The sequence below is a fragment of the Lysinibacillus sp. FW12 genome (assembly GCF_050817245.1).
Taxonomy (GTDB): Bacteria; Bacillota; Bacilli; order Bacillales_A; family Planococcaceae; genus Lysinibacillus; species Lysinibacillus irui.
Map to the genome: position 1 here is coordinate 921,008 of NZ_CP139094.1, position 25,349 is coordinate 946,356.

General features: G+C 37.8%; 26 protein-coding genes, 1 tRNA gene and 1 pseudogene. 25 read left to right on the top strand and 3 right to left on the bottom strand.

Annotated elements, in window-relative coordinates:
- The first annotated feature begins 3 nt into the window (after window positions 1-3).
- The 11 genes from hisB (at window position 4) to SJW71_RS04785 (ending at window position 9,523) form a co-directional block, all read left to right on the top strand.
- Window positions 4-603: an imidazoleglycerol-phosphate dehydratase HisB gene (gene hisB, locus SJW71_RS04735; protein ID WP_274794395.1), complete on the top strand. Its 600-nt coding sequence runs from the start codon at window positions 4-6 to the stop codon at window positions 601-603.
- Window positions 600-1,232 (top strand): imidazole glycerol phosphate synthase subunit HisH, encoded by a 633-nt coding sequence (gene hisH, locus SJW71_RS04740; protein ID WP_431811796.1) that lies wholly within the window; start codon window positions 600-602, stop codon window positions 1,230-1,232. The genes hisB and hisH overlap by 4 nt, the downstream gene beginning before the upstream one ends.
- Window positions 1,226-1,987: an imidazole glycerol phosphate synthase subunit HisF gene (gene hisF / locus SJW71_RS04745; protein ID WP_429978532.1), complete on the top strand. Its 762-nt coding sequence runs from the start codon at window positions 1,226-1,228 to the stop codon at window positions 1,985-1,987. Before hisH ends, hisF begins: the two co-directional genes overlap by 7 nt.
- On the top strand, window positions 1,984-2,601 hold the full coding sequence (gene hisIE / locus SJW71_RS04750) for a bifunctional phosphoribosyl-AMP cyclohydrolase/phosphoribosyl-ATP diphosphatase HisIE (protein WP_274794392.1): 618 nt from the start codon (window positions 1,984-1,986) through the stop codon (window positions 2,599-2,601). Before hisF ends, hisIE begins: the two co-directional genes overlap by 4 nt.
- 90 nt (window positions 2,602-2,691) lie before the next feature.
- The gene (locus SJW71_RS04755) at window positions 2,692-4,215 is read left to right on the top strand and encodes a tetratricopeptide repeat protein (protein WP_431811797.1); all 1,524 of its coding nucleotides are present in this window, start codon (window positions 2,692-2,694) and stop codon (window positions 4,213-4,215) included.
- A gap of 186 nt (window positions 4,216-4,401) precedes the next feature.
- Window positions 4,402-5,346, top strand: coding sequence for a thioredoxin-disulfide reductase (gene trxB / locus SJW71_RS04760; protein WP_274794390.1), 945 nt, complete (start codon window positions 4,402-4,404; stop codon window positions 5,344-5,346).
- 424 nt (window positions 5,347-5,770) lie between these two features.
- On the top strand, window positions 5,771-6,238 hold the full coding sequence (locus SJW71_RS04765) for an NUDIX hydrolase (RefSeq protein WP_274794389.1): 468 nt from the start codon (window positions 5,771-5,773) through the stop codon (window positions 6,236-6,238).
- A 9-nt stretch (window positions 6,239-6,247) separates the two neighbouring features.
- The gene (rapZ, locus tag SJW71_RS04770) at window positions 6,248-7,141 is read left to right on the top strand and encodes an RNase adapter RapZ (protein ID WP_274794388.1); all 894 of its coding nucleotides are present in this window, start codon (window positions 6,248-6,250) and stop codon (window positions 7,139-7,141) included.
- Between the two features lie 4 nt (window positions 7,142-7,145).
- The gene (locus tag SJW71_RS04775) at window positions 7,146-8,141 is read left to right on the top strand and encodes a gluconeogenesis factor YvcK family protein (protein WP_274794387.1); all 996 of its coding nucleotides are present in this window, start codon (window positions 7,146-7,148) and stop codon (window positions 8,139-8,141) included.
- Between the two features lie 63 nt (window positions 8,142-8,204).
- Window positions 8,205-9,152: a DNA-binding protein WhiA gene (gene whiA / locus SJW71_RS04780; RefSeq protein WP_274794386.1), complete on the top strand. Its 948-nt coding sequence runs from the start codon at window positions 8,205-8,207 to the stop codon at window positions 9,150-9,152.
- Window positions 9,153-9,265: 113 nt separating this feature from the next.
- Window positions 9,266-9,523 (top strand): HPr family phosphocarrier protein, encoded by a 258-nt coding sequence (locus SJW71_RS04785; protein ID WP_274794385.1) that lies wholly within the window; start codon window positions 9,266-9,268, stop codon window positions 9,521-9,523.
- Between the two features lie 254 nt (window positions 9,524-9,777).
- Here the strand turns inward: SJW71_RS04785 and clpP are convergent, their stop codons facing one another.
- The gene (clpP, locus tag SJW71_RS04790; RefSeq protein WP_004228025.1) at window positions 9,778-10,368 is read right to left on the bottom strand and encodes an ATP-dependent Clp endopeptidase proteolytic subunit ClpP; all 591 of its coding nucleotides are present in this window, start codon (window positions 10,366-10,368) and stop codon (window positions 9,778-9,780) included.
- A gap of 306 nt (window positions 10,369-10,674) precedes the next feature.
- Between clpP and SJW71_RS04795 the strand changes: the two genes are divergently transcribed.
- The 4 genes from SJW71_RS04795 to SJW71_RS04810 all read left to right on the top strand — a co-directional run bounded on the left by SJW71_RS04795 (window position 10,675) and on the right by SJW71_RS04810 (window position 13,554).
- Window positions 10,675-10,749, top strand: a tRNA-Arg gene (locus SJW71_RS04795).
- Window positions 10,750-11,244: 495 nt separating this feature from the next.
- Window positions 11,245-12,042 carry a basic amino acid ABC transporter substrate-binding protein gene (locus SJW71_RS04800; protein WP_274794383.1) on the top strand — a complete coding sequence of 266 codons (798 nt, stop codon included), beginning with the start codon at window positions 11,245-11,247 and terminating at the stop codon, window positions 12,040-12,042.
- 88 nt (window positions 12,043-12,130) lie between these two features.
- The gene (locus tag SJW71_RS04805) at window positions 12,131-12,835 is read left to right on the top strand and encodes an amino acid ABC transporter permease (RefSeq protein WP_274794382.1); all 705 of its coding nucleotides are present in this window, start codon (window positions 12,131-12,133) and stop codon (window positions 12,833-12,835) included.
- Complete coding sequence (locus tag SJW71_RS04810; protein ID WP_274794381.1) at window positions 12,832-13,554, top strand: amino acid ABC transporter ATP-binding protein; 723 nt, start codon at window positions 12,832-12,834, stop codon at window positions 13,552-13,554. The genes SJW71_RS04805 and SJW71_RS04810 overlap by 4 nt, the downstream gene beginning before the upstream one ends.
- A gap of 45 nt (window positions 13,555-13,599) precedes the next feature.
- Here the strand turns inward: SJW71_RS04810 and SJW71_RS04815 are convergent, their stop codons facing one another.
- Window positions 13,600-14,214 carry a spore coat protein gene (locus SJW71_RS04815; protein ID WP_313469928.1) on the bottom strand — a complete coding sequence of 205 codons (615 nt, stop codon included), beginning with the start codon at window positions 14,212-14,214 and terminating at the stop codon, window positions 13,600-13,602.
- Between the two features lie 135 nt (window positions 14,215-14,349).
- On the opposite strand from SJW71_RS04815, the gene SJW71_RS04820 reads away from it, so the two are divergent.
- From SJW71_RS04820 to SJW71_RS04830, 3 genes are all read left to right on the top strand, one after another.
- Window positions 14,350-14,934 carry a LemA family protein gene (locus SJW71_RS04820; RefSeq protein WP_274794379.1) on the top strand — a complete coding sequence of 195 codons (585 nt, stop codon included), beginning with the start codon at window positions 14,350-14,352 and terminating at the stop codon, window positions 14,932-14,934.
- Window positions 14,934-15,683 carry a TPM domain-containing protein gene (locus tag SJW71_RS04825; protein ID WP_313469926.1) on the top strand — a complete coding sequence of 250 codons (750 nt, stop codon included), beginning with the start codon at window positions 14,934-14,936 and terminating at the stop codon, window positions 15,681-15,683. Before SJW71_RS04820 ends, SJW71_RS04825 begins: the two co-directional genes overlap by 1 nt.
- Before the next feature lie 148 nt (window positions 15,684-15,831).
- Entirely contained in the window at window positions 15,832-18,102 is a 2,271-nt protein-coding gene (locus SJW71_RS04830; RefSeq protein WP_274794377.1) for a S9 family peptidase, read from the top strand.
- A gap of 57 nt (window positions 18,103-18,159) precedes the next feature.
- On the opposite strand, the pseudogene SJW71_RS04835 reads toward SJW71_RS04830, so the two are convergent.
- Window positions 18,160-19,529 (bottom strand): annotated as a pseudogene (locus SJW71_RS04835) (PLP-dependent aminotransferase family protein).
- 123 nt (window positions 19,530-19,652) lie between these two features.
- Between SJW71_RS04835 and SJW71_RS04840 the strand changes: the two are divergent.
- The 7 genes from SJW71_RS04840 (at window position 19,653) to SJW71_RS04870 (ending at window position 25,332) form a co-directional block, all read left to right on the top strand.
- Window positions 19,653-20,570, top strand: coding sequence for a DMT family transporter (locus SJW71_RS04840; RefSeq protein WP_312506009.1), 918 nt, complete (start codon window positions 19,653-19,655; stop codon window positions 20,568-20,570).
- A 51-nt stretch (window positions 20,571-20,621) separates the two neighbouring features.
- Window positions 20,622-20,855, top strand: coding sequence for a glutaredoxin family protein (locus tag SJW71_RS04845; protein ID WP_274794375.1), 234 nt, complete (start codon window positions 20,622-20,624; stop codon window positions 20,853-20,855).
- 261 nt (window positions 20,856-21,116) lie between these two features.
- Entirely contained in the window at window positions 21,117-21,239 is a 123-nt protein-coding gene (locus SJW71_RS04850) for a hypothetical protein (RefSeq protein WP_255250346.1), read from the top strand.
- A 175-nt stretch (window positions 21,240-21,414) separates the two neighbouring features.
- Entirely contained in the window at window positions 21,415-22,455 is a 1,041-nt protein-coding gene (locus SJW71_RS04855; RefSeq protein ID WP_274794374.1) for a sugar-binding transcriptional regulator, read from the top strand.
- A 126-nt stretch (window positions 22,456-22,581) separates the two neighbouring features.
- A complete protein-coding gene (gene gap / locus SJW71_RS04860; RefSeq protein WP_312506004.1) occupies window positions 22,582-23,598 on the top strand; it encodes a type I glyceraldehyde-3-phosphate dehydrogenase in 1,017 nt (338 codons plus the stop codon).
- A gap of 183 nt (window positions 23,599-23,781) precedes the next feature.
- Window positions 23,782-23,931 carry a hypothetical protein gene (locus SJW71_RS04865; RefSeq protein ID WP_431811798.1) on the top strand — a complete coding sequence of 50 codons (150 nt, stop codon included), beginning with the start codon at window positions 23,782-23,784 and terminating at the stop codon, window positions 23,929-23,931.
- Window positions 23,932-24,147: 216 nt separating this feature from the next.
- Window positions 24,148-25,332 carry a phosphoglycerate kinase gene (locus SJW71_RS04870; RefSeq protein ID WP_312506000.1) on the top strand — a complete coding sequence of 395 codons (1,185 nt, stop codon included), beginning with the start codon at window positions 24,148-24,150 and terminating at the stop codon, window positions 25,330-25,332.
- The last annotated feature ends 17 nt before the right edge of the window (window positions 25,333-25,349 follow it).

The following is a 25,349-nucleotide window of genomic DNA, read 5'->3' on the forward strand; positions in this document are numbered from 1 at the left end:
ACAATGGTAGAAAAGAAACGATATGCAAAAGTAGAACGTACCACAAATGAAACGCAAATTACAGTAGCAATTGATTTAGATGGTGAAGGCCAAGCAACTATTCAAACAGGTGTTGGATTTATGGACCATATGTTAGATTTATTTATCAAGCATGGACTATTTAATGGAACCATCCAAGCGAATGGTGATACTTACATCGACGATCATCATACAACAGAAGATCTTGGTATTGTCTTAGGCCAAGCTATTCGTGAAGCACTTGGTGATAAAAAAGGTATTAAACGCTATGGTACAGCATTTGTGCCGATGGATGACGCACTAGCACAGGTTGTAGTAGATTGCTCCAATCGACCACATTTAGAGTATCGAGTGCCACCATTAAAAGAAAAAGTAGGGACGTTTGATACAGAGTTAGTGCATGAATTTTTATGGAAATTTGCGCTAGAAGCACGTATGAATGTTCACGTCATAGTACCTTATGGAAACAATACACATCATATTATTGAGGCAATTTTCAAAGCACTAGCACGTGCTATTGATGCTGCAGTAGAAATTGATCCACGTGTTAAAGGTGTACCATCGACTAAGGGGCTGTTAACGTGAAAATAGGCGTGATTGATTATGGTATGGGTAATTTATTTAGTGTAGAACAGGCATTAAAGCGACTAGGTTGTGAGGTTGTTGTGTCTGCTGATGAAAAGATGCTAGATACGACAGATGCGCTTTTATTACCAGGAGTTGGCGCATTCCCTGATGCTAGAAAGCGATTAGCAGAAACAAAGCTAGATTGTTATTTACAAAAGGCGTATAGCGAAAATCGCCCCTTATTGGGAATTTGTCTAGGCATGCAATTATTATTTGAGCAAAGTGATGAAGTAACGCCAACAAAAGGGTTAGGATTTTTTAAAGGGTGTATTACCCGCTTTACCGGTATGACAGAAGACCAGCTATACCGGGTGCCACATATGGGGTGGAATGAGCTGATATTAACGAATCAGCCGGCATGGTTGAACAATGAAATAGCAGCGAAGCATGTTTATTTTGTTCATTCCTATTATGCAAAAAATATAGACGAATCAGAGCTTGTTGCCTATGCAGATTATTATGGCATGAAAGTGCCAGGTATTGTGACAAATGGTTCCGTGACAGGCATGCAATTTCACCCTGAAAAGTCAGGGGAACTAGGTATTTATTTATTAGAGCAATGGCTGAAAGGTGTGAAAGTATGCTAACGAAACGTATTATCCCATGTCTTGATGTGAAGGAAGGTCGGGTTGTAAAGGGCATACAATTTGAATCTATTCGTGATGCAGGTGATCCAGTAGAGCTTGCGCAGTTCTATGATGAACAAGGGGCAGATGAGCTTGTCTTTCTAGATATTTCTGCTTCACATGAAGGTCGCCAAACGATGGTAGACGTTGTTCGTCAAACAGCTGCTACACTTGCCATTCCTTTTACAGTAGGTGGTGGTATTCGTACATTGGATGATATGAAACGTATTTTACGTGCGGGTGCTGATAAAGTATCAATCAATACTTCTGCTTTGGAGCGACCAGCCCTTATCCAAGAAGGCTCCGATTTCTTTGGTGCACAATGTATCGTAGTAGCAATTGATGCTCGCTATAGTGAAGTGGACGGCACGTGGATGGTTTATACACATGGTGGGCGTAACAAAACAGCTTGGTCGGCTATTGATTGGGCAAAGGAAGCTGTAAGTTTAGGAGCAGGTGAAATTTTATTAACAAGCATGAATCAAGATGGAGAAAAGTCCGGTTTTGATTTAGCTTTAACAAAAGCGGTACGAGAGGCAGTAACAGTCCCGGTTATTGCTAGTGGTGGAGCAGGACATGCCGAGCATTTTTACGAAGTATTAGCACAAGAGGTAGATGCAGATGCTGCACTGGCAGCTTCGATCTTCCATTACAAGGAAACAAGCGTAGCACAAGTAAAAGAATACCTACGTGAAAAAGGAGTGGCAATAAGATGATAGAGAACATCCAATTCGATGAGCGAGGTCTTGTTACAGCTGTTGTACAAGATGCCAATACAAAAGAAGTGCTAACGGTAGCTTATATGAATCAAGAGTCATTGGCTAAAACAATTCAATCAGGAGAAACTTGGTTTTATTCTCGTTCGCGCCAAGAGCTTTGGCATAAAGGGGCTACAAGTGGTCATACGCAACAAGTAGTATCCATAAAAGCAGACTGTGATCAAGATGCCTTAGTGGTGGAAGTTCTACCAGCTGGACCAGCCTGTCATAACGGTACAACTTCTTGCTTTACGGAGGTTATTCAACAATATGATAAGGTCGGCTCCGTGGACATCATCTCTAAACTTGCACGTGTGATTGAAAAGCGTGAGCAGGAAATGCCAGAGGGAGCATATACTACATATTTATTTGATAAGGGTATTGATAAAATCTGTAAAAAGGTTGGAGAAGAAGCGACGGAGGTTGTCATAGGGGCTAAAAATCGAGATGCTGAGGAAGTAAAATGGGAGGCAGCTGATCTGCTGTATCACCTTCTCGTTTTACTGCAAGAACAAAAGGTAAGTATTTATGATGTACTACATGTGTTGGAAAAACGTCACGAGGAGAAATAACAGCATATTATTGATTGTATGGTATAATAGAGATTACTGTGTAAAGGAACGTAAAATACGTTCCTTATTTCTTGTTTCGGAGGAAATATATTGGAAAAGAAACGTCAAAATGAGACTCAATCGAATATAGTGTCGTTCATTCCAACAGGCGACTATTATTATAAAAAATCAATTCAAGCTATGAACAGTGGTCAAATGAATAAGGCTTATAAATATTTACAGCGTGCGGTAGATTTAAGTCCTGATGATCCAATGATTAACTTGCAGCTAGCCATAGTAGAGTTAGAGGGTCAACGTTTTGAGGAAGCGTATGATCTGCTTCGTCATGCTTATCAAATTGATCCAGATAATCCTGAAATCATATTTTATATGGCAGAGGTATCTGGGTGTGTAGGCATAATGCATGATGCTAAACGCTTTGCGGAAGAATACTTAAAGTTAGAGCCAGAAGGTGCTTATGCGGATGAGGCAGCAGAAATATTAGAATTCGTCGCTTTTGAGCAGGACGATTTAGAAGAACTTGAAGGCTCAGGTGAGGATTTATATCGCCAGGAGCAGGCTCGTCGTTGTATGGAAAAGGGAGATTTCCCAGAAGCTATTAATATTTTAGAAGATTTAATTGAAGATCGCCCAGCATTTTGGTCTGCCTATAATAATTTAGCGCTCGCTTATTTTTATGTTGGAGAAGAAGAACAAGCAAAAGATCTCTTACATACAGTGCTACGTGAAAATAAGGGCAACTTACATGCGCTATGTAATTTAACGGTGATTGCGTATTATGAAAAGAATGAAGAAGACTTACAAGCGCTATTAAATGTGCTTGTTAAAATTCAGCCTTATACATGGGAGCATCGTTATAAGCTTGGAGCGACATTAGCCTTAATAGGGCAATACGAATTAGCCTATAAGTGGTTACGCAGTATGCAAAAGAGAGGCTATGTTGGAGATGCAGGTTTTTACTTTTGGTTATCCCATGCTGCATATTTCTCAGATCATGTGGAGATTTCGAAAAGTGCTTGGGATCAGCTTCTAGAGCTAGATCCAGACAAAGAAGGCTTTGAGCCATGGCGCCAACAGGAGAATGAATTTGCTCTGGATGCCTTGGAGCATGATCGTGATTTTATTGTTGAAAAATTAGAAAGTTCTTATACAAGTGAACGTATTTTTGGGTTGTTTTTATTGAAAGGAACTGCCCATAAGCAAGAAATTATCGCCCATCCGAAATGGGTCAATATTGAACAATTAGGCTCATTCGAGAAGTTATTTTTGGCTTACGCACTGGGTCATGAATTTGATAAGAAAAATAAAGTAGAAGCAAGCTTTTTACGTGCAGTCCATGTGTCAGAAATTTTATTAGAACAGTATGGAAAGCTATCATCACTGATTGTTCCAATGTTTCAGATGTGGTTTGTACTTTGTGAACAAGCTTTAGTACAAAATTATCGTTTTACTAATCCTGCAGCGATTGCGGGAGCAAATGACTATTTGTTTAAATCTTCACAGATGCTCAAAGTAACAAAAAAAGAAATAGCTCAACAATATGGGGTTTCTGTTTCCACTTTAACGAAGTATATTGATGAAATCTTAACATTTTTACCTGATAGTCATAATTAGCGTGTGAGCAACATAGTTGAATAACTTTATACTTTCACATACGATGAACATACTAACGTTATCACCAATATTCCTTGGCGACATTGCGTTTTATAACCGTCCTATCCGCCAAGGGCTTTATCTTCTTCAATAGGTGACGTTACACTTAATGAAGATAAAAAGTATTTTGTTTAGGGGGAAGTATTTATGTCGGAAGAAAAAATTTATGATGTAGTAATCATTGGTGCAGGTCCTGCAGGGATGACTGCTGCTGTCTATACATCTCGTGCAAATTTATCAACATTAATGATTGAACGTGGTATTCCTGGTGGGCAAATGGCAAACACAGAAGAAGTAGAAAATTACCCAGGTTTTGATACAATTTTAGGGCCAGAGCTTTCTACAAAAATGTTTGAGCACGCTAAAAAATTTGGTGCTGAATATGCCTACGGTGATGTAACAGAAATCATTGATGGTGAAGAATATAAAACCATTAAATCAGGTGCAAAAGAATATAAAACACGTGCCATTATCATTACAACAGGAGCAGAGTATAAAAAAATGGGTGTGCCAGGTGAAAAAGAACTTGGCGGCCGTGGCGTCAGCTACTGTGCAGTATGTGATGGTGCATTCTTTAAACAAAAAAATCTAGTCGTTGTAGGTGGAGGAGATTCAGCTGTTGAAGAGGGTGTTTATCTGACTCGCTTTGCTGATAAAGTCACAATTGTCCACCGTCGCGATAAATTACGTGCTCAAAAAATTCTGCAAGATCGCGCTTTTGCTAACGACAAAATTGATTTCATTTGGAATGCAACTGTAAAAGAAATTAATGAGGCTAATGGTAAAGTTGGTAGTGTAACACTACAATCAACTGTTGATGGTACAGAATCTGAATTTGCAACAGATGGTGTCTTTGTATACATTGGAATGTTACCTTTAACTAAACCATTTGAATCATTAGGTATTTTAAATGATGCTGGTTATATTTTGACAAATGACAATATGGAAACAACAATCCCAGGTATTTTTGCTGCTGGGGATGTTCGTGAAAAATCACTTCGTCAAATTGTCACAGCAACAGGTGATGGTAGTATTGCTGCACAAGCTGTACAGCATTATGTAGAAGAACTATTAGAAAAAATTAATGCCTAACATGGCTTTTAAGGAAAAAAATACAATTTTAATGTGGTTTTAATATTGCTGTAACTTGAATGACATATAAAAGGTGTATGATTAAACATGTAATTAGCAATCCCCCTTTTATTTTGTTAGTAGGTTGTTTCCGCCTCAATAGGTGGGAGCAACCTACTTTTTTATTTGTATTGATCATGATGTTATTTACATTGTTTTACTAAATGAAGAGAACACCTCTTAAGCGTCATCTAGCGGAATGACGATCATTCCAGTAAGGATATTTAATTTATAAAAAGCGTAAGTTATGCCCACAAATAATTCACAATGCTTGAATAAAACTAAATTGTTAATTGTCTTTGCTAGAGAGTTGTAAATGAGGACAAATCTTGCAAGGTCTTGCTATAATGGAGAGTAGAATGCAAAAGTGATTAGAGGTGTGCCTATGCAAAGAATTGCAAATTTAATTGCCGTAAAAGACGGTAAAGTATTATTACTTCAGAAACCAAGACGAGGTTGGTATGTTGCTCCAGGAGGCAAAATGGAGAGCGGTGAGTCTATCTTTGAGGCTGCTGTCCGTGAGTTTCAAGAAGAGACAAATGTTACACCTTTGAATGTTCATTTAAAGGGTGTTTATACAATGATCATTAAAGAAAACAATGATGTTGTGGACGAATGGATGCTCTATACATTTGTTGCAAAGGATGTAGAAGGTATACCATTTGAAGAAACGAGAGAAGGCAAGCTTGCATGGCACCCAGTTGAGGATTTAGCACATTTGCCAATGGCTGAAGGAGATCGAACTAATTTACAATTTGCCGTTTCACAAACAGGTATTCAATATGGCACGTTTGACTATACAACGAATTTTGAATTACTTCATCAGAAAATACAAATATCAAAAGAACAATAAAGGAGTTGCATGACAGTGGTGGTTGAAAGCCAACAAAGTACACATGAATTGGTTATTATTACAGGAATGTCTGGAGCTGGAAAGACCGTGGCTATTCAAAGCTTTGAGGATTTAGGGTATTACTGTATTGATAATTTACCACCTGCGTTACTTACAACTTTTTTAACTCTGCTAAGAGATTCTGGTAAAAATAGTACGCGTATCGCGGCGGTAATGGATATGCGTGGTGGCGATTTTTTTGATGCTCTAATTGGCGCATTAGACCATATACTAAAAGAAGGCGATATTGTAGCTCGTATTTTATTTTTAGATGCAGACGATGCCACATTAGTCAGACGCTATAAAGAAACAAGGCGTGCCCATCCATTAGCAGTAAATGGTTTACCATTAGATGGAATCAAACATGAACGTGCACTCTTATCTGAAGTAAAAGGCCGTGCTAATTTCGTTTATAACACATCTAACATGAAGCCAAAGCAACTGCGCGAAAGAATTGTCAAAGAATTTGCTAGTGATGCAGATACTATTTTTACTGTTAACATCATGTCCTTTGGCTTTAAGCATGGTATGCCCATTGATGCTGATTTAGTATTCGATGTGCGTTTTCTTAAAAATCCATATTATGTGGAGGAACTGCGTCCTAAAACGGGTCTTCAAACAGAGGTATCCTCTTATGTTTTAGCTTTGGAAGATACACAAATACTCATCCAAAAACTAACGGATTTATTAGACTTTATGATTCCTCTTTATCGACAAGAAGGTAAATCTCAACTTGTCATTGCTTTCGGTTGTACTGGGGGGCAGCATCGCTCAGTGACGTTAGCAGAATTTTTTGGTGCCTATTTTGCAGGCAAGGAAAATACGGTTATTACGCATCGTGATATTAATCGTAGAAAGGAATGAGTGAATGGGGAAAAAGCAAACAAAGCTTGTGGTAATAGGTGGTGGCACAGGACTTTCTACGTTACTGCGCGGGCTTAAGCATCATCCATTTGATATTACTGCTATTGTAACAGTGGCAGATGATGGTGGTTCTTCTGGCCGTTTACGTGATGACTACGATATTCCACCACCTGGTGATGTTCGCAATGTCATTGCAGCATTATCAGATATTGAGCCACTTGTTGAGCAAATGTTTCAGTACCGTTTTTCAGCATCAGAGGATTTACGAGGACATTCTTTGGGAAACTTAATGCTTACAGCTCTTACTGATATTACAGGCGATTTCAGCCATGCTATAAGTGAAATGGGAAAGGTTTTAAAAGTTCATGGTCGCGTTATACCAGCTGCAAATAAAAAAATAAACCTACATGCTGTGCTAGAGGATGGTTCAATTATCGAAGGAGAATCCAAAATACCAACAGCAACAAAGCGCATTAATCGCGTTTTTTTAGTACCTGAAAATGTGCAACCGTTACCAGAAGCTATTCGTGCCATACATCGTGCAGACTATATTTTAATCGGTCCTGGAAGCTTGTATACAAGTATCATTCCCAATTTGCTTGTGAAGGAGATTGGTGAAGCTGTAGTGAAAGCAAAAGGAAGAAAAATATATGTTTGTAATTTAATGACGCAAAAAGGTGAAACCATTTCTTATACAGCAGGCGATCATGTAGCAGCCATACATAAGCATGTTGGCAACGATTTTATTGATTCGATTTTAGTAAATGATGAAGAACTCCCAATTCCAGTAAAAGAACTGTATAAAGAAGAAAGAGCTGAACCAGTAACATTTGATGTGGCAAAGCTTGAAAGTATGGGTTTAGAGGTAATTAAACGTGACATTGCGACTATTAGGCAGGATGGAACTGTTCGACATAATGCTGCAAATGTTGCAGAATGGCTAGTAGATTACGCTGATATTTACCATCAAAAGGTAAATAGACCGATTATAGAAACATAATACGTTTATTGTATATGGTAAGATAACATATACATAGAAATATGATTGAAAGGGGGGCGTGATATGTCTTTTGCTTCTGAAACAAAAAAAGAACTGACGCAAATAGAAGCGGACAATCATTGTATGAAAGCAGAAGTTTCTGCCCTAATTCGTATGAATGGTTCATTATCCTTTGCAAATAAACAACTAAGCTTAGACGTGCAAACTGAAAACGCTGCAATAGCTAGAAGATTATATACGATTATGAAAAAGTTATATCCATACAATGTGGAATTACTAGTTCGCAAGAAAATGCGACTTAAAAAAAATAATGTGTATATATGCCGTGTAAGAGAAGGTGCACGTGAGCTGTTAATTGATTTAGAAATCATCTCAGACGACTTTCAATTTAATCATACAATCTCAAGAGAGCTCATAAAAAAGAGTGGACAAAAAAGAGCGTATTTAAGAGGTGCATTTTTAGCAGGAGGTTCTGTCAATAATCCAGAAACATCAGCCTATCATTTAGAGATATATTCTTTATATAAAGAGCATGGTGAAGCATTAATGGATTTAATGAATGAATTTGAGCTCAATGCTAAAACAATTGAACGGAAAAAAGGTTTTGTGACGTATTTAAAGGAAGCAGAAAAAATTTCAGATTTCCTTAATATTGTTGGTGCCCACCAGGCTATGATGAAGTTTGAAGATGTTCGGATATTGCGAGATATGCGCAATAGTGTCAACCGTATTGTAAACTGTGAAACAGCCAATTTAAATAAGACCATAGGTGCAGCATTACGGCAAGTGGAGAATATTCGATTTATTGAAAATTCGATTGGCCTTGATCAACTGCCAGAGAAGCTTCGTGAAATAGCACGTCTACGTGTAGAATACCAAGATGTTACGTTAAAAGAGCTTGGTGAAATGGTTTCCAGTGGAACGGTTAGTAAATCAGGCGTTAACCATCGATTAAGAAAAATTGACGAAATTGCGGAAGCATTAAGACGCGGTGAAAAAATAGGTGGTTAAGTTTTCATACTTTTCAGGTATGAATGTCATGCGTAATCGCTTATTGTTCTTTTGCTAGTAAGTAAGGTAAGATAAAACTAATAGATGAACGGTAGTGAAGGGGAGTTTTGAGAATGATTGAGAGAAGAGTCCAGGTCAAATTAAAATTAGGACTACAAGCTAGACAAGCAGCACTATTTGTGCAAGAAGCAAATCGTTTTAGTGCTGATATCTTTCTAGAAAAAGATGAGAAAAAAGTAAATGCGAAATCCATTATGGGTGTCATGAGTCTAGCTGTCGCTAAAGGTACCGAAGTTACTTTAAGCAGTGAAGGCAACGATGCCGAGCAAGCGGTTACAGCATTGGCAACACTTATCGAAAAAGAAGATTAAACATTTGTAATATTATCGAACATAAAGGCACCACAGAGCAATTCTGTGGTGCCTTCATGTTGTTGAATAAATGTTCCGTTCCGCCCGCGTCCTTTCCCCAGAGGGTACGTTCGCTCCTTATCTCATTTGTGACGTTGATCCTCTAGGAGTAACGCTTAAAATGAGTAGGGAGAACATTATCACCTTTCACAAAAAAATTTATTTTTCAACACAATAAAGGCATCACAGAGCAAATCTGTGATGCCTTCTGTTTTTTATTTATTATCGCTACGATGCATAATATGGTCGATTAAACCGTATTCTTTAGCTCGCTCAGCAGTCATGAAGTTATCACGATCTGTGTCTCTTGCAATGACTTCAAGTGGTTGACCAGTGCGTTCAGATAAAATGCCGTTTAATTTTTCACGTAAGAATAAAATACGTTTAGCAGCAATTTCAATTTCCGTCGCTTGACCTTGTGCACCACCTAGTGGTTGGTGAATCATGACTTCTGCATTTGGTAATGCAAAACGTTTACCAGGTTCCCCAGCAGCAAGTAAGAATGCTCCCATTGACGCAGCCATACCAATACAAATTGTTTGAACCTGTGGCTTAATAATTTGCATTGTGTCGTAGATAGCCATACCAGCCGTAATTGATCCACCTGGTGAATTGATGTAAAGAGAGATATCTTTATCTGGATCTTCTGCTTGTAGGAAAAGAAGCTGTGCGACAATAGAGTTAGCTACATTGTCATCAATAGCACTTCCTAAAAGGATAATACGGTCTTTAAGCAGACGTGAGTAAATATCGTATGCACGTTCACCACGACTTGTTTGTTCAATAACTGTAGGAATTAAATTCATGTTAAATCCTCCTTAAAAAACTAAATTCGAATACCTTTGCTGAAATTTCCATTGTTATTTCAGCTGTATCCTTATCATACACATTATAGTCAGGGAAGGTCAAATATTAACCCTGCTAAAGTGAAATTAAAAAAAATATATTGTTTTTGCATTCTATGGTTGTATTTTGTGAGATACGTTTGTATAATAGTTAAGGTTATAAGTTTAAAGTACAGGACACTATTTTGCAGGTATGCTTCAAAAATGAGGATTATCTACATCATGCTTTTCGTAAGCCTAGAGTGAGTACTTTTTTTTTGTGCTTTTGCCCTCGTGGTGTAATGGATAACACGTAAGATTCCGGTTCTTGCACTGGGGGTTCGATTCCCTCCGAGGGCGCCATTTTACTGATTATAGATATACTTGTTATAGCTCGTCTCCTAATAAGTAGTTTAGCAGCCTGCTTAGTGGAGATAGAGAGGAAAAAGTAAGGGAATACTGTCCTAGTTGGCATTATTCCCCTATTTGTTCCTTTCAAACCTTCAAAAAAGCAACAACTCCAAATTATTTTTTAGTGAACATACTGTACGTGGACTAGTCATAGTCAAAAAAAGAATCCTTTCTGAGGGGATTCTTTTTTTTGCCAAAATTTATCGAAAATTGGCATCGTTTATATTGTATATATATTAGTTTTAGGTTTGATTTCTTGTTATTTATACATATTTTATCTAATTATATGCATTTAATATAAATTTATATGAAAAAATATTTAGTTTTATGTGAAAAGTTGTTGTCTAATTACTATAATGTTAATATAATTGACCTAATAGTCTAACATTTCCGAATTGCGAAAAATAATACGCATTTCGGAATATTATCGAAACAGGGGGAAAAACAATGAAAAAAACAGGATGGATGTTATTGATGATGATAGCAGCTTTAACATTAGCACTTGCAGGTTGCGGAACAAAAGATGATGCATCCTCAGGTAGTACACCTTCAGAAGATGGCGGAGATGGGAAGAAAGTATATAAAGTAGGTACAGAGGCTACTTTTGCACCATTTGAATCTGTTGACGATTCAGGGAAAATTGTAGGGATTGATGTCGATATTTTACAAGCTATTGCGGATGAAATGGATTTTGAGGTTGAATGGAATAATATTGGTTGGGAGCCTGTTTTCCAAACAATTAAAAATGGCGAAACAGATATCGGTGCTTCTGGGATCACAATCACGGAAGAGCGTAAAGAATCATTTGATTTTACAGAACCATACTATGAATCTCAATTACTAATCGTTGTGAAAGAAGATTCAAAGATTAAGTCATTAGAAGAACTAAAAGATAAAAAGGTATCCGTTCAAATTAATGCTACTGGTCATATGGCAGCGAAAAAGTTACAAGGTGAAGCAAGTACAAATATTATGGCTTTTGAAAGTCAGCCAATCGCTATTCAAGAGATGTTAAATGGAAACGTTGATGCAGCTATTGGAGATAATGCAGTAGTTTATGAATATATTAAAGCTCATCCAGATCAAAAACTAAAAGTAATTGAAGATGATGCATTCGAAAAAGAATACTATGGCTTTATGGTTCAAAAGGGGAATAAAGAGCTATTAGATAAATTGAATGAAGGTCTTAAAAAGATTAAAGAAAACGGAAAATTAAAAGAAATTACAGGTACGGATTTTCAGTAATAAATGAGTAGGGTGATGCCACTAGCACAGCTACTGTGCTGGCGGCTCATTTAATTTTCGTAACTTTAAAGGGGAATGGGGTTTTCGGATGGACATCTTTGACCTACGCTGGGACATTGTCTGGAACTACCGAGATATGTTTATACGAGGTATTGGCGTAACACTTATTTTGACACTTAGTGGTTATTTTGGAGGTATTCTATTAGGTCTATTTTTGGGCCTAGGAAAATTATCGAGTAAAAAATGGATTTATTGGCCATCTAAACTATATATCGATTTATTCCGTGGAACACCAATGCTTGTGCAAATTTTGTTAATACACTTAGCAGTGATTCCAACAATCTTTGGTCATTCTTTAGGCTATATGGTTTCAGGTATTACAGCACTAATTTTAAACTGTGCAGCTTACAATGCGGAAATCTTCCGTGCAGGTATTCAAAGTATTGCAAAAGGGCAAATGGAGGCAGCTCGTTCTCTTGGTTTAACGCATAACCAGGCGATGCGAAAGGTCATTTTACCGCAAGCATTTAGACGCATGATTCCACCGTTAGGGAATGAATTCATTGCATTATTAAAAGATTCATCATTAGTAACAGTTATTGCAGCACCAGATATTTTATATGCTAGTAAAGTAGTAGCAGGTGCAAGTTTCCGCTTCTGGGAACCGTACATCGTTGCTGCATTACTATACTTAGTTTTAACATATGGTGTAACGAAGATTGTCGCATTTATCGAGAAACGTTTTAGCAATAGTTATGTCCCTCGTAAAGCAGAAGGGCGGGAAGCAAGATGATAAAAATTGAGAACCTACACAAATATTTTGGCAAGCTTGAAGTATTAAAAGGAATCGATTATGAAATTCAAGAGAAACAGGTTGTCTGCGTCATTGGACCATCTGGTTCAGGGAAAAGTACATTTTTACGCTGCATCAATATGCTTGAAGAAGTGACAGATGGTGCTATTTATATTGAAAACGTAAAAATAAATGATCCTAAAACGAATATCAATGAGATTCGAGCTGAAGTTGGCATGGTGTTTCAACAATTTAACTTATTCCCTCATATGACAGTTCTCGATAATGTAACGATGGCACCTATGCAAATTCGTAAAATGAGTCGTCCAGATGCTGAAGCACTTGGACATGAGCTATTGAAAAAGGTTGGACTCGACAGCAAGGCTTATAATTATCCTGAGCAGCTTTCAGGTGGTCAGCAGCAGCGTGTAGCCATTGCACGTGCCTTAGCAATGAAGCCCAAAGCCATTCTATTTGACGAGCCTACTTCCGCACTCGATCCAGAAATGGTAAAAGAGGTGCTAGATGTAATGAAAAATCTAGCTGCTGAAGGGATGACAATGGTTGTTGTTACCCATGAAATGGGGTTTGCTCGTGAAGTGGGCGATCGAGTTGTCTTTATGGATGGAGGCTTTATCGTAGAAGAAGGCTCTCCGGATGAATTGTTCGGCAATCCGCAAAACGAACGTACGAAGGCATTTTTAGGGAAAGTTCTATAATTAAAAAGACAGTCCATGGTGAGAAATTACACCATGGACTGTTTTTTAATGAAGGGGATTAGATGTTGTGTCGTATGCATTAAGCATCGTTTGCATATCCTGTTCAGAGTACTGAGGCACCTGATAATAGCCATGCATATTTTGGTAGATCGATAATTCGTATGCCATTTCGATGCAGTTTGGAATACTATCAGCAACAACACGACGAACAACAGGGTTTGTTGTCTCCATCGCCGCAGTAGTCATACATTTAGCTGCCCCTTTTTGAGCACCAAGTAAGAAACCAGAAATGGCTTCATCATTAATTTCATTGGCATTTTGCATTGGCTTTTTAGGTTGACCAGCATTTAAGCCGTATTTAAAGTCATTACCTGTCTCCATTTGATAACGCCCTGTTGGCACAGATGGATCATGACCAGTTTTAAAGGACTCCACAATTGTATTGTACATACCTAGAGTGAAGTTATATTGGCGATCCAAAATGCTTAGTAGCTCTGGATCCTTTACATGTGGGCGTAAAATAATGGCTTGGTTCATACCAGCAATAATTTCGCCGATCGTTTCATGTATGTCCATCATTTCATGGCCACCATGATTTAGGCTATGTTGTTGATTGAAATTTGTTTGATTTGATGATTCGTTATAAAACGATTGTGACAAAAAAAACGCCTCCTCAAAGATATTTTGTTGCAGTATTTAGTATGTCGAGTCCATTCCATTTCATACGGTATAAATGTAAAAGCAAAAATGTAGACTAATGACAGAAGGAAAAGGAAGTTGAGGAGGCATTAAAATTTGAAAAAATCGTTCGGACCTATTGCTGTCATTGTTATTATTTTTGTGGTAATCGCTTTATTATTCATTCCTAAATATAATAGCCTGGTGTCAGCAGAAGAAAATGTTGATTCAAAATGGGCTCAAGTTGAGAATCAGCTCCAACGCCGTTTTGATTTAATCCCCAATTTAGTAGAATCTGTAAAAGGTTATGCCAATCATGAACAAGAAGTCATAACAAGTATAACGGAAGCACGTGCGCAAATGGGGAGTGCTAATTCACCGCAGGAGCAAGCTGTGGCAAATGATGCTTTAACTGGCGCACTAAGCAGATTACTTGTGGTAGTGGAAAATTACCCCAATTTAAAGGCTGATGCAAATTTCCGTCAGTTAATGGATGAATTAGCAGGCACAGAAAATCGTCTAGCTGTAGCACGCGAGGATTATAACAATGAGGTACAGCAATTTAATAAGCATGTTAAACGTTTCCCGGGTAATTTAGTTGCAGGGATGTTTGGATTCGAGCAAAAAGAATACTTTAAAGCGGCCGCAGGGGCTGACAAGGCGCCATCAATCGATTTTAGTCAATCATCAGGTACACACTAATGAAACGTTATATTGTACAGATTATCATCGTTTGCTCGGTGCTTCTTTTTTGTACGAATATGACGAAAGCAGCTATGCCATCACCAATGAAAAATACGTATATCCATGATTTTGCCAATGTTTTATCTGCAAATGTCAAAGAACAATTAAATCATTATTCAGAGCAGTTAGATCAAGGCACAGGTGCTGAGATTATGGTTGTCACAGTGGATAGTCTCAGCGGGCAGGAGCCAAAGATGTATGCAACCAAAATGATTCGCTCATGGGGAATAGGTGACAAAGAAAAAAATAATGGTGTCCTAATACTAGCCACTTTTGGTCAGGGTGAAGGCAATAATGATGTGGTAATAGCTGTTGGTCAGGGACTAGAGGGACCATTACCAGATGGTAAGCTAGGACGTATTTTAGATCATGCATTTTACCCATCTGCGAGTGAGGGAAACATTGATCAAGCCTTCCAAGCTACATATGCTGAAGTATTTCGCACTGTTGCGGAAGAGTATAATTGGAATGGTGAAGTACCTGTAGGAGCTAACGAGGGTGAAGATATGCCTGTTTGGTTAATCATCTTAATCATAATTGTAGTCCTCATCATTTATTCGTTCTTTTCAAAAGGCGGTGGTGGTCCAAGAGCTGGGGGCTTTGGTGGTTTTCCAGGAAGCTTTGGTGGAGGTCGATCGAGTGGTGGAGGCTTCGGAGGCTTTGGTGGAGGATCTTCTGCAGGAGGAGGAGCAAGCAGAAAATTCTAATCTGTCTGTATTAGCGAACTAATCATATTAGTTCGCTTTCCTTATGGATATATTTAGTGACCTTTTCATTGACATTAATTACATTATTGGTATAATTTGGGTATATCGACAATCGGTATAACGTAAACTGATATAAGGAGGAATCATTTTGAAAAAAAGATTTTTATCTGCATCATTAGCGATAATATTAACAACATCTGTGGTCATTCCTACAACACTACAAGAAGTACGTGCTGCAGATGAAACGAACAGTGTCGTGGTAGCACAGGAGGAACGCATTTCAGCACAGGAATTTTTGAATTTAGCTGTAACAGCTTTAACATTCCAGCACGGATCAGAACCAATGCGCCAACAGATTATTGGGCAATGGGTAAAGGCTGGAGAGTTAACAGATTTAAGTTCGATGATAAAACGTGATGAGGTTGCTCGTATTTTAGTAAGAGCTATAAATAAAGAAGAGAAAGAAGCATCACTTGCTGAGTATTTAGAAAAGGCGAATAAACTTGGTTTATTTAATGGTGTGGTAAGTACTGAATTTATTTCGAAACAAGATGCAGTAAAAATTTTAAACAATGCAAATCAGATAAAGAATGGTTCTAATAATGAAGGAGTAAAGGAAATTTCTGTAGAGGATTTCATGAAAAATCCTGGGAATTTCGGTTATGAACTTTCACCAGATGGAAATTACATTACGTTTGCCTCTGCATGGGAGAGTCGTTCTAATGTGTTCGTGAAAAAAATGAATGATGATAGTGAGCCGATACGTGTCTCAAGCTCAAAAGATCGTGATATTGCAGGTTTTTTCTGGAAAGATGATACTTTACTTTATTTAAAGGATAAAGGAGGAGATGAAAACTTCCATATTTATTCTACAACATTTAATGGGTCAGAGGAAAAAGATTTAACTCCGTATCCAAACGTAACAGTTGGAATTTTAAGTGGTCTACAGGGTGTGAAAGATGAAATATTGATCATGATGAATAAAGAGGATGCCACTGTTTTTGATGTGTACAAGCTCAATGTAAAAACAGGGGAAACGACTCATGTTGCAAAAAACCCTGGCAATATTACAAGCTGGTTAGCAGATAGAAACGGTAATGTGCGCGTTGCCGTTGCTTCAGACGGTGTGGCAGGCACAATTCTTTATCGAGATTCTGAAAAGGATGAATTTAGACCATTTATTGAAGTTGAGGCTGGAGATGAAGTAATGCCAGTAGCTTTCTCGAAAGACAATCAATACATTTACGCAACATCGAATAAAGGTCGGGATAAGGTAGAAGTAGTAAAATATGATTTAAAAGGTAAAGAAGAAGTTATCATGTCAAATGATGAAGTAGACGTCTCAGGTATACTATATAATGCAGATCAAGATAAATTGTTATATGGTGCATATATTACGGATAAAACAAATTATCAATTCTTTGACGAGGATTTTGAAAAATTATTCCGTAAAATCCAAAACAAACTTGGTGTGCCTGAAAGTGAATTAGGTATTAATGATTACAATAAAGAGATGACAAAATTTATTGTTAGTGTTTCTAGTGATACCGTTTATGGGCAATATTATTATTATGATTCCACTACGGACGAATTAAAAGAATTGGCCACTCTAAGCCCTTGGTTAAACCCAGAGGAGCTTGCTGAAATGCATCCAATTTCATATAAGAGTCGAGACGGCTTAATAATTAACGGTTATTTAACTTTGCCGAAAAATAAAGAGGCAAAAAATCTCCCTCTTATCGTGAATCCACACGGTGGACCATGGGCTCGTGATATGTGGGGCTTTAACCCAGAAGTACAATTATTAGCAAACCGTGGCTATGCAGTACTACAAGTGAATTTCCGTTCGTCAACTGGCTATGGGAAGGAGTTCCTTCAAGCTGGTAATAAGCAATGGGGTCTAAAAATTCAAGATGATATTACAGATGGCGTACAATGGGCTATTGATCAAGGTATTGCAGATCCAGAACGCATTGGTATTTATGGTGCATCCTTTGGTGGTTATGCAACACTAGCTGGTATTACGTATACACCTGATTTATATGCTGCAGCGGTTGACTATGTAGGCGTTTCTAACATTTTCACATTATTAAATACCATCCCGCCATACTGGGAAACTATGCGTGACATGTTTTATGAACGAGTAGGTCACCCAGAAAAAGACAAAGAATTATTAACAGCTGTTTCACCTATCTTCCATGCGGATAAAATTAAAACACCTTTATTTGTCGCTCAAGGCGCAAATGATCCACGTGTCAATAAAGCAGAATCTGATCAAATTGTAGAAGCTTTACGTGCTAGAGGTGTCGACGTAGAGTATATGCTTAAGGATAATGAAGGACATGGCTTCGCGAATGAAGAAAATAGAATTGAATTCTATAATGCTATGGTGAAATTCTTCGACAGTCACTTAAAATAACATGAAAAACGAAAGGCATTGATGTGTAGCTTGCTCGCACTCGATGCCTTTTGTTGATTATAGTAGGTGAATGGTATTTGGGTAAGGCTTCTTACGTTCTAATGAAGAAATACATTGAGCTAGTTCCTCAATGCCGTGATGAATGAATTGCTCATCCACTTGAGAGATACTTAAACGAATCAGATTATCCCTTTTAAATTCTGGTAAAAACATTCTAGAAGCATCATCCATGAAAATATTTTTATTTTTTAATAGGTGCACTGTCTGCTTAGCACTCACATTGTCAGGAAGAACGATTGACAGATAAAAGCCTGATACAGGTTTCGTGAAGTTAGTATGACTTGGAAGTAATGATTCGCAAGCCTCCTGTAAAGCCTTCATTTTTCCTACATAAAGTGCTTTTATCGTTTTAATATGGCTATTAAACATACCACTTTTTAAATAAATATCTAAGGCACCCTGTGAGAGAACAGCGCTATTGAAATCTGCACTTAATTTATAACGCAAGAAATGATTCATCATTATAGTTGGGAGTACGACAGTAGCAACTCTGAGGCCAGGGAGAAACACCTTTGAAAAGCTTTTATATAAATAATTCTGCCAGAAGGATTATAAGCGAACAATGGATCCGATTTAGAGTCTGGATCCAAATCTCCTAAAAAATCATCCTCCACAATATAAACATCATATTTTTCTGCTAGTTCTACAATTTTTCTTTTTTCAGCATTTGTATAGCTATGACCGAGAGGATTTTGGAATCTCGGCACTATATAGAAAAACTTGATATCATTATTGCGAAAAATATATTCGAGTCGCTCTAAATCAATACCCTCCATCGTCAAATCAATCCCAAAGGTAGTAGCCTGATGTAGGTGAACAGATTCTATAAAACCGAAATAGGTAGGCTGTTCAATTAATATATTACTTTTGCCATTCGGAAATGGCATGGACACTAATAAATGTAAGGCTTGCTGAGAGCCTGAAACGATAAATAAGCGATCAGGATCGGTAAAGACCTGCAAGCTTTGTAAATACTTCGTTATTTGAACACGAAGAGAGTAAAGGCCTTGTTGGTCACTATAACTAAATAATTCTTCCTTATAGATATCGATGGCTTGATTGATACAATGCTGAAATTCAATATAAGGCATAATCGTTTTGTCTGGACCTGCAGACAAAAAATCAACGACATATTGTGATGTGGTTGGCTGCTCTAATTTATTCACAACATAGTAACCGCTTTTTGGAATGGAAAAAATAAAATGTTCCTTTTCCAGCTCATTGTACGCTCTGATTACTGTATTTTTACTACAGGAAAATTGCTCAGCTAATTGTCGAACAGAAGGGAGCTTACTACCTGTAGTGAGTAAGCCGTTTGCCATCTTATCTTTTATGTCCTCGATAATCCCCAAATATTTAGCCTCCAATTCGTTTCCCCCCTTATCTGTACCAGGACAGTTGCTAGAAAATTCTGTTTATTTTTGATGTAGTACCTCTTACTATTGATTATACCAGGGACAGATAGGGAGAAAAATGGAAGGATGAGAATTATGCCGGATAAAAGAAAGGAAAAAATAGGCTTGTTGTTAGGTGTTGTTGGAGTAATTTGCTTTAGTTTAACATTACCTGCAACAAGTATAGCGGTACCGTATTTTGGTACTACAATCGTTGGGTTGGGGAGAGCAGTAATCGCTGGGATTATTGTAGCCATTGTGTTGCTTGTAAGAAAAGAAAGGCTACCTTCTGCAAGGCAATTTAAGAGCTTAATGATTGTCTCCTTTGGAGCGGTGTTAGGATTTCCGTTGCTTACTTCTTGGGCGATGACCAGTTTGCCTGTATCTCATGGCGCAGTAGAATTAGCATTATTACCTTTAGCAACTGCAGGTTTTGCCATCTTTCGAGCAGGTGAACGACCCTCATTAAAATTTTGGCTATCAAGTGTCATTGGGGCGATAGCAGTCATCATCTATGCTAGCTATCTAGGCTTAGGGCAATTACATATGGCGGATTTAGCCCTATTAGCGGCAGTGCTAATACTAGGTCTTAGCTATGCGGAAGGAGGACAATTATCCAAGGAACTAGGTAGTTGGCAAGTTATTGCATGGGCCATTCTAATAGCAGGTCCTTTTTTTATCATTCCAGTTTTTTTAAGCTTTACAGCAGATATGCTACAGGCCCCTGCCACAGCATGGCTTAGCCTGTTCTACTTAGCCGTTGTCAGCCAGTTTTTAGCATATGTTGCTTGGTATGGCGGAATGGCTATGGGAGGCATTGCAAGAGTGAGTCAAATTCAATATGTACAGCCATTTTTAATGATCCTTTTTGCAACTCTTTTTTTAAATGAATCTATCACATCATTTACAGTCGTTGTAGCAATGATTGTCGTACTTTCAGTCATTGTGGGCAAAAATACGACGGTTAAGCAAAAAGAATCTAAACCTGTTCCATCAAAAGCCATCAATGAATAGAAGCATTTCTTTATCACACTTTTGTTTATAATAGAGTGGGAGGTGCTATTCATGATTGTAAAATTTTTTAGTCGAGCCAATTGTCCATTATGTGTAGAGGGGTTGCAAACATTAAAGCTTGTTCAGGAAGATGTTCCATTCGAAATTGATATGATCGATATTGAACAGGATGATTTCATACATGAAAAATATATGCTAATGATTCCCGTAGTTGAAAAAGATGGTGTTGTCATCCAGTATGGTCATTTAGATTATGCCACGTTAATGGAGCAATTAGGCAGTTAAGTTACCAAACATATAAAGAGTTATTAACGGTAAAAATGACTAGAATGTTAGCTGTAATTCACACAATTCACAAATTGTTCAATGAAAGCGTTTTGAAATTGAACAGTTTGTGAAGACCTTCACATTAGACTTTCTTTTCATAAAAATCGGAGTAGAATAGGTATCAAGTAAGAAGTTGTTATAAAACAGTTAATCAAATGTATCACAGGTTTTAGTGGTTGTTATATTACAAAAATGGATGATGTGAAGGGAGATTTTACAATGTGGGTTATTACAGTTTTTGAGAAAAAGGATGTTCGAATTTTTGAATTTACAAATAAAAATGAAGCAACAAAAGCTTTAGAAGGATTTAAGAAAAACGCAATTTTATCTTTCACAAAATAAGTTCCCCAAAGTCTCGTAGCCGTTTTTATTGGCTATGGGACTTTTTTTCATCCAAAACTAGACAATTACTTGCGCTTTAAAAAAATGCATATTATAATAAAATCATAAGTGGGACACAAAATAATATAGTGGGATGAAAAATAACCCACAACTATTGATAAGGGAGTAGATAAATATGTTAACTGTTCCAGAGGCGCAGCAAAGGCTACTTCCTGAAATGTATCCGCTTCTGCAATCAAGGTATCGAATTTTGCAAGCCGTTCAACTTATGCAGCCAATCGGACGACGCACACTTGCTGATTCATTGAAAATGACAGAAAGAGAAATTCGTAAAGAAACAGATATTTTACGTGAACAAGGGTTAATAGATTCGCAAAAGTCGGGTATGGTATGTACAGAAGATGGAGAAATTGTTATTGAGAAACTAAGAGCTATTGTTTATGAATGGTCTGGTTTAACTCAGCTTGCTAAAAAGCTCGAACAACATTTCGGTATCCATCGTGTTGTCGTTGTTCCTGGTGACTATAATGAAGACGATACAATCCTATCCTTGCTTGGCAAAGAAGCAGCACTTCAATTTATGTCCTCAGCTTTTGATGGGCAAATAGTAGCTGTCACTGGTGGGAAATCCGTTGCCTCTCTTGCACAATTTTTGCATCCTGTGGATCTTCAAAAGAAGATAACTTTTGTTGCTGCACGGGGAGGAATTGGACATGAAATGCAAATGCAGGCCAATACACTTGTTGCAACCTTTGCTATGCAAATGGAAACACAGTACCGCACTTTATTCTTACCAGAGCATTTAAGTGAGCAGGCTTATCAAGCGATGTTGACAGAGCCGATGGTAACAGAAATGATGGCATTTTATGATCAAGCAGATTGTGTCATTCATGGGATCGGCTCAGCAGAGGAAATGGCCATTCGTCGTAATTCATCTCCTGAGGATTTGCGAATTTTAGAGGAAAAAGGCGCTGTCAGTGAGGCATTTGGCTATTACTTTAATGCTGAAGGAGAAATCGTGCATCGTATCCGCACGATTGGTATTCAACTTGAGCAGGTTCAAAACAGTCAGCAAGTCATTGCAGTGGCTGCAGGAAAACAAAAAGTCAATGCCATGCTTTCTTATTTTAAAGTGGCGCCAAAGCAAACAATCTTTATAACAGATGAAGCAGCTGCAAAAGCAATTGCTGCTAATTTAGAAAATAACCATCGATGATGGGGATCATATCAAACATGTCACTCGATCTCAAAAAGTGTTGGAACACTTTTTGAATGAGCATAAAACAAATTTAATGTTCCTACTATTAGGGACAGACAATACACATTATTGGAGGAATTAACAATGGCATTAAAATTAGCGATTAATGGATTTGGACGTATTGGACGTTTAGTATTTCGTGAGGCAATGAAGCATGATGAATTCGAAGTAGTGGCTGTCAATGACTTAACAGATGCTGGTCAGCTTGCACACTTATTGAAATATGATTCAGTACACGGTATCTATGATGCTGAAGTCAATGCAGATGAAGATTCTTTCGTAGTAAATGGTCGACGCGTAAAAGTATATGCTGAAAAAGATCCAGCACAATTACCATGGGGCGAATTAGGTGTAGACGTAGTTCTTGAATGTACAGGACGATTCCGTTCAATGGAGGAAGTAGGAAAGCACATTGAAGCAGGTGCTAAAAAAGCTATTCTATCTGCACCAGCTAAAGGGGCAATGCCTACATTTGTTATGGGTGTAAACCATGAGGACTATAACCCAGCAACTGATGATGTGATCTCCAATGCTTCTTGTACAACAAACTGTCTTGCACCAGTAGCTAAAGTGTTAGATGAGAAATTTGGTATTGAACGCGGTATGATGACAACAATTCACTCTTATACAAATGACCAACGTATCCTTGACTTCCCACACTCTGATCCACGTCGTGCACGTGCTGGTGCGGTGTCTATGATTCCAACAACAACTGGTGCAGCAGTAGCTGTTTCAAAAGTATTACCACAATTAAAAGGTAAGTTAGATGGCTTCTCTATGCGTGTGCCAACACCTAACGTATCTTGTGTGGACTTAGTTGTAGAACTAAAAGCAGATGTAACAAGAGAATCGATTAACGAAGTATTAAAAGAAGCTTCTGAAAATGAATTAAAAGGCATTTTAGGCTACAATGAGCTACCATTAGTTTCTATTGATTATAATGGTAACCATCATTCATCTACAGTAGATGGTCTTTCAACAATGGTTTTAGAAAATAAAATGGTGAAAGTACTAGCTTGGTACGATAACGAAATTGGTTACTCTACTCGCTTAATGGACTTAGCTTTATACATTGCTGAACAAGGATTAAACCATAAATAAGTATCATATTTCGACATTTTGAGTAAAAAGTGTGACATATTACGGCTTTTTATGCACAAAAAGTATAGCCTTTATAATATCCAATAGATATAATATACAAGGGTAATGGGAGTAAGGGATTTTACCCTTACTCCCTTTTTTATCTTGATTCAGCAGAAAGCAGCCACCTCTATAGATGGTGAAATGAATGTGCAAATGGTTCACTTCGATTCAGTGGGTGTCCAAACACCGACTAAAATCAAGATAATGGCCCCAGCGGATGTCACAGATTTTGAAGAGGAGCTGTCCGAGCAAGCTCAAAAAAATCTCGACGCAATTATGGCTGAGGAGTAATTGATACATGGTGAATTGCAAGACATAGTAAGTAACTTTTGCTACTATAAAAACAAGTATTAGGGTTCATTATCAAAAGTTGAAGAATTCAATGCTCGTAGATGATGATCGAAAAAGTACCAACATGCCTTTTCAATTTAGTAAGCATGGTGTGGAGCCAAGATGGGTAAAACACAAGGATGTAAAACTAAAACAAACTTTGAAGGGAGTTTCTTCATGTTAAATAAGAAGACAATGAAAGATATTGATGTAAAGGGTAAACGCGTTTTTGTACGTGTAGATTTTAATGTTCCAATGGCAGATGGTGCCATTACCGACGAAACACGTATTCGTGCAGCTATTCCTACAATAGAGTATTTAGTAGAGCAAGGTGCTAAAGTTATTTTAGCTTCTCACTTAGGTCGTCCAAAGGGTGATGTAAAAGAAGACATGCGTTTAACAGCTGTTGGTATTCGCTTAGCTGAATTAATGGGCAAGCCTGTTACGAAGCTTGACGAATCTATTGGGCAAGCGGTGGAAGAAGCCGTTGCAAACATGCAGGATGGAGACATTCTTCTTCTTGAAAATGTTCGCTTCCATGCAGGGGAAGAGAAAAATGATCCAGCATTAGCACAGCAATTTGCTCAGCTAGCGGATATTTATGTCAATGATGCTTTCGGTGCAGCTCACCGTGCACATGCTTCTACAGAAGGGATTGCTAAGCATATTCCAGCTGTCTCTGGTTTCCTTATGCAAAAGGAATTAGATGTATTAGGAAAAGCTTTATCTAACCCTGAGCATCCATTTACTGCAATTATCGGTGGTGCTAAAGTAAAAGATAAAATTGGCGTAATTGAAAGCCTATTAGAAAAAGTAGATCACTTAATTATCGGTGGTGGTTTATCATTTACATTTATCAAGGCACAAGGGCACGATATCGGTAAATCTTTGTTAGAAGAAGATAAAATCGAGCTAGCTAAATCTTTCATTGAAAAAGCAAAAGCAAAAGGCGTGCAATTACATATGCCAATCGACGCTGTCGTTGCCAATGAATTCTCACAAGATGCAGAAACACAAATCGTTGATGTAGACGCTATTCCAGCTGATTGGATGGGTCTAGATATTGGACCAAAAACGGCTGCTCACTATGCAGAAGTGATTAAAAACTCTAAATTAATCATTTGGAATGGTCCAATGGGTGTCTTCGAAATGGATAAATTTGCAAACGGTACAAAAACAGTTGCCGATGCAATGGCGGCAACAACAGGCTATACAGTGATCGGTGGTGGTGATTCAGCAGCTGCTGTTGAAAAGTTTGAAGTGGCGGACAAAATGGATCACATTTCTACAGGTGGCGGTGCTTCCCTAGAATTAATGGAAGGCAAAGAGCTTCCAGGAATTGTAGCACTAAACGATAAATAAGCGAACTAAACATATCG